At 63.3% G+C, this 11,499-nt stretch carries 10 protein-coding genes; 7 read left to right on the top strand and 3 right to left on the bottom strand.

Annotated features, from left to right (window positions below; genetic code table 11):
- Positions 1 to 33: 33 nt before the first annotated feature.
- Positions 34 to 2,325 carry a heavy metal translocating P-type ATPase gene (locus tag BTO02_RS04435; protein ID WP_075156007.1) on the top strand — a complete coding sequence of 764 codons (2,292 nt, stop codon included), beginning with the start codon at positions 34 to 36 and terminating at the stop codon, positions 2,323 to 2,325.
- Between the two features lie 168 nt (positions 2,326 to 2,493).
- Entirely contained in the window at positions 2,494 to 3,015 is a 522-nt protein-coding gene (locus BTO02_RS04430; RefSeq protein WP_075158586.1) for a hypothetical protein, read from the top strand.
- Between the two features lie 446 nt (positions 3,016 to 3,461).
- On the opposite strand, the gene BTO02_RS04425 is transcribed toward BTO02_RS04430, so the two are convergent.
- The gene (locus BTO02_RS04425; RefSeq protein ID WP_198039185.1) at positions 3,462 to 4,865 is read right to left on the bottom strand and encodes a tetratricopeptide repeat protein; all 1,404 of its coding nucleotides are present in this window, start codon (positions 4,863 to 4,865) and stop codon (positions 3,462 to 3,464) included.
- A 592-nt stretch (positions 4,866 to 5,457) separates the two neighbouring features.
- Here BTO02_RS04425 and BTO02_RS04420 point away from each other — a divergent pair.
- The 3 genes from BTO02_RS04420 to BTO02_RS04410 are packed head-to-tail and all read left to right on the top strand — an operon-like array spanning position 5,458 to position 6,573.
- Positions 5,458 to 5,772, top strand: a complete 315-nt coding sequence (locus tag BTO02_RS04420; RefSeq protein ID WP_075156005.1) for a hypothetical protein — start codon at positions 5,458 to 5,460, stop codon at positions 5,770 to 5,772.
- A 31-nt stretch (positions 5,773 to 5,803) separates the two neighbouring features.
- Positions 5,804 to 6,373: a hypothetical protein gene (locus BTO02_RS04415; protein WP_156883742.1), complete on the top strand. Its 570-nt coding sequence runs from the start codon at positions 5,804 to 5,806 to the stop codon at positions 6,371 to 6,373.
- Complete coding sequence (locus BTO02_RS04410; protein WP_075156003.1) at positions 6,373 to 6,573, top strand: hypothetical protein; 201 nt, start codon at positions 6,373 to 6,375, stop codon at positions 6,571 to 6,573. Before BTO02_RS04415 ends, BTO02_RS04410 begins: the two co-directional genes overlap by 1 nt.
- A gap of 26 nt (positions 6,574 to 6,599) precedes the next feature.
- On the opposite strand, the gene BTO02_RS04405 is transcribed toward BTO02_RS04410, so the two are convergent.
- Positions 6,600 to 7,490 (bottom strand): LysR family transcriptional regulator, encoded by an 891-nt coding sequence (locus BTO02_RS04405; protein ID WP_075156002.1) that lies wholly within the window; start codon positions 7,488 to 7,490, stop codon positions 6,600 to 6,602.
- A gap of 213 nt (positions 7,491 to 7,703) precedes the next feature.
- On the bottom strand, positions 7,704 to 8,555 hold the full coding sequence (locus BTO02_RS04400; RefSeq protein WP_232243438.1) for an amidohydrolase family protein: 852 nt from the start codon (positions 8,553 to 8,555) through the stop codon (positions 7,704 to 7,706).
- Between the two features lie 327 nt (positions 8,556 to 8,882).
- On the opposite strand from BTO02_RS04400, the gene BTO02_RS04395 reads away from it, so the two are divergent.
- Together BTO02_RS04395 and BTO02_RS04390 are read left to right on the top strand one after the other, a co-directional pair.
- The gene (locus BTO02_RS04395) at positions 8,883 to 9,995 is read left to right on the top strand and encodes a D-2-hydroxyacid dehydrogenase (RefSeq protein WP_232243437.1); all 1,113 of its coding nucleotides are present in this window, start codon (positions 8,883 to 8,885) and stop codon (positions 9,993 to 9,995) included.
- 100 nt (positions 9,996 to 10,095) lie between these two features.
- Entirely contained in the window at positions 10,096 to 11,466 is a 1,371-nt protein-coding gene (locus BTO02_RS04390) for an MFS transporter (protein ID WP_075155999.1), read from the top strand.
- Positions 11,467 to 11,499: the final 33 nt, after the last annotated feature.

The raw sequence follows: 11,499 nt of genomic DNA, 5'->3' as shown, positions 1-11,499 counted from the left end.
GCGATAGCGCGGGCCGGGTTCGTAAACTGGTTCATGGCACGTCGCTTACCCTCGGTCGATCTCGCGTTGCTGCTCGTCTCGGCAGGCAGTCTGCTGATCGGACTCGCGTTGGCCACGCTCGGCGAGCGCGCGATCGCCGATCTGCTATGGGCAGCCGGCGCATTGCCGGTCCTGCTGGCGCTGTCGATATCGATCGTTCAAGCGTTGCGCCGGCGTGAAGCGGGCGTCGACGTGCTCGCCCTGCTTGCCATTGGTTTTGCACTGGGCCTCGGCGAATTTCTGACGGCGGCGGTGATCTCGCTGATGCTTGCGAGTGGCCGGACGCTGGAACGGTACGCCCAGGAGCGGGCGCGTCGCGAGATGACCGCGCTGCTGAACCGCGCGCCGCGTTATGCCAACCGCTTCGAGGCCGGCGAGTGGCGCACGGTCGCGCTGGACGTCGTGCGTCCCGGCGACCGTCTGCTGGTGCGCAGCGGGGAGTTCGTGCCGGTCGATGGTTCGCTGGCGGGCCACGCGCAACTCGACGAATCGTCGCTGACCGGCGAGTCGGCCGTTCAGCTCCGGTCGTCCGGCGAATCGGTGAAGAGCGGCGTCGTCAACGCCGGTGCTGCGTTCGAGATGATCGCCGCCGCGCGCGCCGCCGATAGCACATTCGCCGCCATCGTCCGCATGGTGAGGTCCGCGCAACAGGAGCGCAGCCCCGCCGTGCGTCTTGCCGACCGCTACGCGCTGTTTTTCGTGCTGGCCGCGCTGGTGCTGGCCGCAGGAAGCTGGCTCGTCACCGGCGACGTGAATCGCGCGCTCGCGGTGCTCGTGGTGGCCACGCCGTGCCCGCTGATTCTTGCGGTGCCTGTCGCCGTGGTGTCGGGCATGTCGCGCTGCGCGCGACGCGGGGTGCTGATCAAGGGCGGCGGCGCGCTGGAAAGACTGGCGCGCGCCGAGGTGCTGTTCTTCGACAAGACGGGAACGCTGACGAGCGGACGCGCGCGGCTCGTTTCGATCGAAACCGGACCGGACGTGTCGCAAAGCACCGTGTTGCGCTACGCGGCGTCTCTGGGGCAGGCGTCCGCGCATGCCATTTCCGAAGCGGTCGTGACGGCCGCACGCGAGCGCAATCTCGCACTGTCGGCGCCGGCCCACGTCGACGAGCAGCCGGGCGCAGGCGTGCGCGGCGAGGTCGAAGGCCATGCTGTCGCAATGGGTTCGTTTGCCTATGTATCGGCACACGCGTCCCCTGCCTCATGGAGCGCGGCGTTTCTTCAACGCGTGGCGTACGAGGGTGCCTCCGCCGTATTCGTCGGCGTGGACGGCGCGATCGCGGGTGCGCTGCAGATGGCCGACCAGATCCGCCTCGAGACGCCGCGCGCGCTGCGCCTGTTACGGCACGAAGGCATCCGGCGCCTGATCATGCTGACGGGCGACAGACGCGACGTGGCCGAGACCATCGGCGCGACGCTCGGCCTGACCGAAGTGCGGCCGGAACAGACGCCATCGGACAAGCTCGAAGCGATCCGGGCGGCGCGGCGCGACGGCACGGTCATCATGATCGGCGATGGCGTGAACGACGCGCCCGCGCTCGCGGCTGCCGATGTCGGCGTCGCGATGGGCGCGCGCGGCGCGGCGGCATCGTCGGAGGCAGCCGACGTGGTGCTGCTCGTCGACCGGCTGGATCGGCTCGTCGATGGTTTGCGGGTAGCCCGCCGAACGAGACGAATCGCGCTTCAGAGCGTGATCGCAGGCATGGTTCTCTCGTGTGCGGCGATGGGGGTCGCGGCGTTCGGGTTTCTGCCTCCTCTCCTCGGAGCGATCATTCAGGAGGTCATCGACGTGGCAGTCATCGCGAATGCGTTGCGCGCCTTGCGGATACAACCGGCCAATAAGGCGGCCCGCCTTTCCGGTAGCGATGCAGACCGTTTGAAACGCGAGCATGTCGAGCTCGGTCCCGTGATGGAGCAAATCAGGGAACTGGCGGACGCGTTGCCGCGCTTGCCCGCCACCTCGGTCGCGGGCGCACTCGCGCGCTTGAACGAACTGCTCGAGCTTCGGCTCGTGCCGCATGAACGACGCGACGATCTGCAGGTGTATCCCGACCTGGCGCGTCTGGTGGGCGGCGACGATCCGATGGCCGCAATGAGCGCAACGCATCGCGAGATATTCCGGATCGCGCGGTTGCTTGGGCACATGACCGGGGACATTCGCCCCGAAGGCCCCGATGCCGCTGCCGTACGCGAATTGCAGCGGCTGCTGTACGGACTCGATGCCATCGTCCGTCTGCATTGTGCGCAGGAGGACGAACTGTTCCACACGCTCGGCGAGGGCACATGAATGCCCGAACTCTCGTACCTGGTGCGCGTGAATCGGCGGCGGCGTCCGGGAAGCAGAATTCGCGGTTTGCTCCGCTTGATGCATGTCAAGCCAGAGTTCGAGCCCGCGAATAAGCTGCAATCAGCGACGAACCCGTCGCTCGTCACACGCAACGCATCAGGAGGCCACATGAAAAAATTCGTGTTTATCCTCGCACTTTTCACCGCCCTGACTTCGCCCGTGCTGCTTGCTGCATCGAAGGACGCGACTGGTTCTCAAGGCAGTTCCAGCCAGCAAAGCCCGGATACGGCCGCGTTCGATAAGAATCTGGCTCAGTTTCAGGAGCAGATGAAGGTCATGCAGGCGCAGATGGACAAGATCCGCAACACTCAGGATCCCCAGGAACGTCAGAAGCTTCTGCAGCAGCACTGGGAAACCATGCAGAGTGCGATGCGCACGATGCACGGCATGTGGGGCCCCGGAATGATGGGCTACGGCCGGATGGGTCCCGGCATGATGGGAGGCGCCGGTCCCGGCTGTTGCGGCGGCGGCTGGGGGCATATGGGCGGCTACTACTCGCAGATGACGCCCGAACAGTTGCGCAAGCGTCAATACATGACCGACCAGTATCTTCATATGCAGCAGGAAATGATGAACAACATGATGTGGCAGCAACAGTACCGGATGGGACCGCCGGCTTCGGCCCAGTGAGGTACGTGCGAACCAGCAGCCGATTTGATCCGCGCACGCGTTTGCCGCGCACTCTGCGCATTCCGTGCTTGCCGGCTTTGACTGCCTGCCCGGCTTCTCCGTCGCCGCTTTCGCCGATGACCTCTTGACACGGCGCGCGGCACAGCCGCCGCCCGCGCAACTGCAGGGCAACGGTATTGGTTGGACCAGGCTTCATTACAAATCAAGGTCTTGCTAACGAATGCGGTCACGCGTCAGATGACGTGGGAGCGAATAAACTGGACTCACCGGATTGGTGACGCGAATCCGTTGGATGTGCCGAAGTGTGAGAGCGCCCAGCGCCCGCGTTGCGCCAGATGCTGAAAGGCCGGGTGCGGCCAGAAGCAGGCGTTCACGTGAAACTGCGAGCGTCTCTTTGTGTGCGTATTGCGGACAATACATTTCCGGCCTGCATCAAGCCAGAAAGATTAACGGTTAATATTTTTGGATTTTGCGAAATTCGCCAATTCCCGTTTAGCCAAAATACGTTCGACAGACGTCGTAGGGCAGATCGATATGGCTCCTTCGAAGGCTCGTTTTGCATCACCATTCTGACGGCGCGCCATATATGACTCACCCAGATAGGAATAGGCCTCGCACTGCCGCCCGGCAAGCCCCTCCTGATCACCGACGTTCGCTTCGATCAGTAGTTGCTGTGCATCGATTTCACCTAGGTAGTAGGCGATGACTGGGTAGGGCCAAGCCCTCTTGTCCAGGTAATTCGCTGCCGCCGCAAGATTGTCATTGAGCCTAAGTCTCGCAGTTGACATGTGCCGCCAAGCGAGCACATAAGGTTCTTGCTCATCGCCTCCGCTATTATTGAGATGCGCAAGTTCCAGCCAACGATTCGCGTCCTGAATTGCCTTCCAATACTCACCTTGGTAGAACCAGAATCGCATTCTCCCAATGCGTAGATGCAGATCATCCGGAGCAATTCGGCTCGCGCGGTCATAGTCACGCTGAGCAGCGACATCTTGACCAATTTCGGTCAAATCGTCAGCACGGTAGATATAGACGCGTTCCGGATGCGATGTTAGAGCAAGAGTCGCCGTGTAATCGGCAATTGCCAGGCCTAACTGATTAAATTTTTCGAATTCTTCCGCGCGCAGCAAGCGCGCGTCGACCTCTTTGGCATCCAGTCGGATAGCCGTTGAGAAGTCGGCCAACGCGTCGCCGTCACGTCCGGCACGCATATAGGCTGTTCCGCGCTGCGTATAGTTAGACGCATACGCCGGGTCGAGTTGTATCGCGGCGGTGAACGACGCAATCGCATCATCAAGTAGTCCGGCGCGAAGGTACGAAATTCCGGCAAGAAATCGCAGTGGTGCGTCTGTAGGCCTCTGTCGGGCGGCTTCGACGTAGTCGTCCGCGGCGAGCGCATATAGGCTTAGTTCGAGACGCGCGGTGGCGCGCTCAAAATATGCGCTCGCGTTATCGGGTTGTAGTGCCAGTGCCGATGAATAGTCCGCTACAGCCAGTTCGAATTGCTTTCGTTTTGCATAAATATCGGCGCGATTAATGAGCGGAATGACAGCTTGCGGATCGAGAGCAATTGCTGACGAGTAGCTCGCGATTGCCAGGTCCAGCTTGCCTAACGCCGTGTACGCGATAGCCCGATCGATAAGCGCGGGGAGGCTCTGCGTGCGGCTTAGTACTTGGTCGAAATCGTCGATAGCGTCGGCGTAGCGCTGGGACCTCAAGTCAAGAATGCCTAGTCGAAGATATAGCCGCCCCCGCTCCTGCCGGCTAAGTGAGGGGTCGCGCGGATCGTGTCCCAGAAGTGGCACCACCTCATTTCGCTCGTACTGGATGTCAGCGTGGTCATCTGCCATACGATGAGCGCTGGCTTGCACACCACTCGGCAAGAGCATCAACAACGTCAGCAGAATTCGTACGCGCTGAAATGGCATTATTTTGCAAGAGTGGATGATATTGCGTATATCGGCACGGCTGAGGAAATCTGAATAGTGCGGTCCGCATACACACTGCTACGAATGGCATTTGACGTCAGTAATGATTTTGGTATGTCGGCGTAGCGGAAGACTCTCTCGACGCACAAACGGACATTCGACGCTGGAGCCCGAAAGGCCGCTTCGGGTCGATTTGAGTCTCTCAGGCACCGGACGACATACATTCGCGAGTTCGTCATTGCGCTGGCTGTCGTGGAACAGCATCTCGGCGCCCCTTGATTTGCAGCTGCTCTGCCGTAGATCGGCCGGGAGGACAATCCCGGCAGTCTCATCAATTCGGTCTTTTCAGTCTCACGAACTGCGCTCCAGTCTCACGAATTCCGTTTCCCTGCACAACGTGCGCTCGCGACAACCTCGCGACAACGCGTGACACCTGTATATTTATACAGTATTCTATGCGCAGCCTGACCGTGATGCCTGCTCGATCATCGCCTTGAAACCCGCGCCGCATCCCATGCCCAAAATCGCCGCCCTCGTCGCCCGCCTGAGGGCCGCGTTCGGCACCGCCGTCGTCGACGGTGCGATCCGGCGCGGCAAAGACGGCGAGCCGACGTTTCATGCACGCGAAAACGGCCGGTCGGTCGGAACCGCCGGGCCGGCCGCGTACAATTCATGGCGCGTCGATGGTCATACGTTGCGCGATCGACACTTTTGCGCAGGCTTTGACGGCTCGTGCGTCGGCCGGAGCGGGAGTTGCCGCTTGAATGGGCAATGCGCGGTTGCAGTGATCGATGAGCAGTCTGACAAGAAGCGTCAGCAAAAGGGATGAGCGGAAAGGAGTAGGCGGAATGGAGATTGACATGCTGCGACTTTCGATGAGCACCGTGCTTCGAGTGCTTCGGGCTCTGCTTCTGGCTCCGGTTCGCCTTCCGGCGTCCTCGCCGGCCATGCTCGCTTCGGGCTTGCTCGCCGCGTCGCTGCTCGCTGCCGCGCCCGCTGCTTTTGCCGGCGAACGCATCATCGAAATCTGGAATCCGCCCGAAGCGCGGCTGCCTGCCGGACATACGCCGGAAGCGCGGCGAGGCGCGCATCTGATCGGCAAGAGCGCGGCGACGCCGCATCGCCGGAAGGTGCTCGCGCATCGCAGTGCGTCGGCGCCGCATCAACATCAAACTGCGCAGCGCAGTTTGCAACAGGGTTCACCGCAAGGCTCGCACGAAGCGGCGAGTCAGCCTCGAAACCCGGCCGCAAACGAAGGCACGCATCACGCAACGACACCCGCCATCGATGCGAGCCGTCTCAAGCACAACGAAGTCCCGGCGCCAAAGCACGACCTCTCGCACTTCGAGGACATTCCGCGCATCGTCACGCCGGAAGGCAATGTGTTGCGCGTCGGCACCGGCGGCGCGACGGCTCAGGTCACGCGCTAATGCAAGCGCGGTACTACAAGGGCTATTCGATCTGGGGTCATGCGATCCGCCAGCAGGATGGTTATGCGGCAAGCGGCACGATCACATCCGGCGCGAAGGTCGTCGAAGCGTCCGGCATTCTTGCGCATGTCAACACCGAAGAAGAAGCGGAAACCGTCGGCCTCGAATGGGCCGAGGCATGGGTCGATAGCCATAGCTAGCGAGAATCGCAGACCATGCGCTCGGCTCAGGCCGCCAGCAACTGATCGACAAACGCCGCAATGGCGGGCCGAAGCGCGCTGCGCTCAGTCGCCGACATGCAGATATAGAACTGCCGGCACGCCCAGTCGTCAAGCAGGCGAATCGCCTTTAACCCATAGCGCGAAAGATACGTGGCGGCGATCAGCTCCGGCATGATACCGATGCCGATCTGCTCGCGAATCAGCCGGCAACGCGCTTCGTAATCCGACACCTCGATGCGCACATTCAACGGCTGCGACAAGCTCGCTTCGGCAAGCGATAAAAACGCCTCGTACGAGTGACGCGGAAAGTAACCGACGAACGGGTAGTCCTTCGCCGACTCAAGCGTCGTCTCGTCGAGACGCGCAAGCGGATGATCGAGCGGCACGACCAGCGCGACGCGATCCTGCCGGTATGGCAGCGAGTGAACGCCGGGCGCCGGCGTCAGCGCATGGTAAATGCCGAGGTCCGCTTCGGCGTCGGTCACGAGCCGCGGAATGTCGTAGCTATACCGTTCCTGCAAGTCGATCTGCGCGCCCGGTTCGCTCGCGAAATAGCGGCTCAGCACTTGCGGCAGGTATTGAATGATCGACGAGCGGTTCGCGGCCAGACGTATCTTCGGCATGCCGCCCGCACCAAATTCGGCAACGTTGTTCTGCGCTAGCTCGACGCTGCGCAGAATCGCCTTCGCACGGTGATAAAGCGCAGCGCCGGCAGGGGTCGGCTCGACGCCGCGTGCATGCCGCAAGAGCAGCACGGCGCCCAGACGCCGCTCGAGTTCGGCAATGCGCTTGCTGGCCGCCGACGTCGCCAGATTCTCGCGCTCGGCCGCCTTCGACAGGCTCTTCGATTCGATCGCCGAGACGAGCATCTGCAAGCCCAACAAATCCATTTTCATGTGATGCGCTATCAGTCGTAAAAATACGTGGCCGCGCGTGGGACGCGCCGTCGCTTTTGCGATGCTTTTGCGATGCTTTTGCGATGCTTTTGCGATGATACGCGCCGCGCTTCAGGGTACGCCTCCACAAGCGACATGACCGCCTGAGGGCCTACCTCAGCGCCCCACTCAGCGCCCCACTCAGCGCCACCAGGCAGCCGCCTCGGCACGACCTCACCGGTCGCCTCGACTGGCAAAGCCGTACAGGCGCGCCGGGTTGTCGACGAGAATCGCGCGCCGCAACGACTCGTCCGGCACCGCGCGTGCGAAGCGCTCGAGCAGCACGGCATCGTCGGGCATCCGCGCCGCGTCGAAGTAGTTGACATGCGGCCAGTCGCTGCCCCATACGGCCTGCTGCGGGTTCGCGGCGAGAATCGCATCGAAGAACGGCGCGACGTCGTCGTAAGGCGCTCCCTGCGCGCTGACGCGATCGGCGCCCGACATCTTCGTCCAGGCCACGCCATCGGCGAGCATCGCGATAAGGCGCTGGAAGCCTGCGTCGGCGGTGCCGTTCGCGACGCTCATGCGCCCCATGTGGTCGATCACAAGGCCGATCGAGAGTGCGCGTAACAGCGGTTCGAGCTCGGGCAGATCGGGCGCGTGAACCCAGATCTGCGCATGCCAGCCGCGCGCGGCAAGCTTTGGCGCCAACGCGCGCAATGCGTCGAGTCCCGCGCCGTTGCGGTAAACCGCCTGCCCGTCGCGGCGAAACAGATTGAAACGCGCCGCGCGCACGCCGTGCTCGGTCAGGACGTCGAGTTCCGCTTCCGGCGTATCCGCACCAAGCACCGCAACGCCGCGCAAACGCGCGGGAAAGCGCTGCAGTGCATCGACGAGCGACGCGTTGTCCGTCCCGTACACGCTCGCTGTCACGAGCACGCCGCGCTCGAAGCCGAGGCCGTCGAGATGCGCGATAAAGCGGTCCGCGGGGTTTTCCGGCGGCGTGTAGCTGCGCTCGTCGGCAAGTGCAAAGCGCGCGTACGGGCCGAATACGTGCGCATGGCAATCGCAGGCATGCGGCGGCATCGGGATTGGCCGGGCAACTGGCGTCGGCAAGGGTCCGAGGCAAGGTTTCGTCATGGCGGTCGTGTCTGTTGTGTCTGCGAGCAGCGCGACGTTTCAAAGCCGTATCCACCGGGGCGGCGCGCGACCTCATGGTACGGCGGCACGACACGGCGAGCGTTAACCAGATGGAAACGGTGCGTTCACCAAAGAGATCAGCACGCGCGCTGGATGGCGTCAGAATAAGCCGTTCGCACTTGCGCTTTTCCTTAACGAGATAGCCGCACGCGTCGGCCACGCAAAACAATAACGACAAAACAGCATTTGAACATCATGGAGACGAAGCGCCCCTTGGACATTCTGCTTTCCCGCTACGCCGCACAGCATTTCGGCGATGCCATTGCAAAGACGCTGCATGCGGCACCCTACCGGATCGTTACACCCGACGACATCGTAGGCGCGGGTCCGGCGCGCGCAGACGGCGCGCCCGATGGTGCGAAAGCCACACCGGTTGCCCCCGTCGCGCCAATCGCCGCATTGATCAGCCGCGACGTGACGGGCCGCTCGACAAAAGCCGTCGTAACCGCCGACACGCAGCACTTCTACGACGCGTTGCTTGCCTCGCCGGGTTTGCGCTGGGTACACGCGCATTCAGCCGGCCTCGACCGGCCGATCTATCCGGAATTGCTGCGACGCGGCGTGCGCGTCACGACGTCGGCCGGTGCGAATGCGCGCCCCGTTGCGCACTCGGCGCTCGCCGGCCTGCTCTCGCTCGCGCGGCGTCTGCCGCGACTGCAGGCCGCGCAACGCGAGCACGCATGGAAACCGCTGCTCGACGACGACACACCGCGCGATCTCGCGGGCCAGAACGCACTGATCGTCGGCTATGGCGCGATCGGCCAGCGGCTCGCGAAGCTGCTCGATGCGCTCGAAATGAACGTGAGCGTCGTGCGTCGCGAACTCCCGGCAAGCAGTAGTGGCCGCCTGACCGAAAACGAAGCGACGGCCTATCGCAGCATCGTATTCGCCGAGATCGACAGCGCGTTGCCCGAGACCGACTGGCTGATCCTCGCCTGCCCGCTTTCGCCGTTGACTGCGCGGCTTATCGACGCGCGTCGCCTGCAGCTGCTACGGCCTGGCGCGCATCTGATCAACGTCGCACGCGGCGAAGTGGTCGTCGAAGCCGATCTGATCGCGGCACTGCGCGCGGGCACTGTCGCCGGCGCATATCTCGATGTGTTCGAGCACGAGCCGCTCGACGCGGCCTCGCCGCTATGGGATCTGCCGAACGTACTGGTCACCCCGCACACGGCGGGACACGCGGACAGCCATTACGCGGCGGTCGGCCGCATCTGGCTCGACAACCTTGCACGTTTCAGCCGCGGCGAGCCGCTCATCAATGAGGCGCAAGCGCATTCGCACGGGTCGCATTCGCGCGAACCACAGCAACTCGCAACCCGATGACGGACCACTGCCCGCTCCCCGACGCGCTCATAGACGGTCACGCGCAAACGCGACGCCACACGCGGTAAGCGCCAAAGTCAAACAACGGAGACAAGCCAACATGAACTCCCGCATCGTATCGCCGTCCGTGCCTTCTTCCACGGACATTGCCGGCTCATCCGCCGACGCACGGCGCGAGCGCGCGATCTATCGCAAGATCGCATGGCGGATTCTGCCGCTGCTCGTGTTCTGCTACATCCTCAACTATCTCGACCGCATCAACATCGGCATCGCGCAACTGCAGTTCAAATCGGACCTCGGCTTCAGCGATGCGGCTTACGGGCTCGGCGCCGGGCTGCTGTTCGTCGGCTACGTGCTGTTCGAAATCCCGAGCAATCTGTTACTCGACCGCATCGGCGTGCGTAAGACTTTTCTGCGCATCATGGTCGCATGGGGGGTGCTCTCGACGATGACGATGTTCGTGCGCACACCGATGCAGTTTTACATCGTGCGTTTTCTGATCGGCGTCGCCGAAGCAGGCTTCACTCCAGGCATCTTTCTGTATCTGAGCTACTGGTTTCCCGCGCGGCGCCGTGCGCGCATGACGTCGATTTTCTATCTGAGCATCCCGATCGCGGCGATCGTGGGTACCCCACTGTCGGGCTGGATCATGCATGCGTTCGGCGGCGACCTTGGACTGCGCGGCTGGCAGTGGCTCTTCATGCTCGAAGGGCTGCCCTCGGTGCTGTTCGGCGTGATCGTCTATTTCGCGCTCAGCGACCGGCCGCAGCAGGCGGCATGGCTCGACGCAAGCGAACAGGCCTTCGTGCTCGCGCAACTGGCCGCCGACGATGCGCAGAAGACACGCCGCGTCGCGCATCAGGCAAAAGCTTCGGCATTGCGAGTGATCGCGCGCGATCCGCGCGTGTTCTGCGCGGGGTTCACATTCGCGTGCAGCTTTTCGCTCGGCAACACGCTCGCGTTCTGGGCGCCGGTCGTGATCCGCAATTCGGGCATCGCGCAGGTTGCCAACATCGGTGTGCTCGCGGCGATTCCGGCGCTCGTCGGTATCGTCGTGATGCTGGCCGTCGGCCGCCATTCCGATCGCACGCTCGAGCGCCGCTGGCACGCGGCCCTCGCGCTATTCGCGGCGGCCGGCGCGCTTGCGCTGCTGCCGCATTTCCGCGGCGATACGACCGTCGCGCTCGCGCTGCTCGCCGTCGCATCGGCCGGACATTACTCGTGCCTCGCGGTGTTCTGGTCGATACCGCCCACTTATCTTCCTCGCGAAACCGCCGCGGCGGGCATCGCGCTCGTCAATGTGATCGGTTCGCTGGGCGGCGCGCTCAGCACCGCGGCGCTCGGCTGGATGAGCAAGGGCCCGCAAGGTTTCGGCATCGGGCTCGTCGTGCTCGGCGCCGTCATCGCGTGCGGTGCGGCCCTGCTGCTCGTCGCATTTCCACCGCGCGTCCTGCGATCGGGTGCGGCATGAAGTCACGGCATGAAGCGCCGGGGAACGACATGA

This window comes from Paraburkholderia sp. SOS3, from assembly GCF_001922345.1.
Classification (GTDB): Bacteria; Pseudomonadota; Gammaproteobacteria; order Burkholderiales; family Burkholderiaceae; genus Paraburkholderia.
Note: the sequence above shows the minus strand (reverse complement) of the source record. Positions and strands in the feature narration are given on the sequence as shown.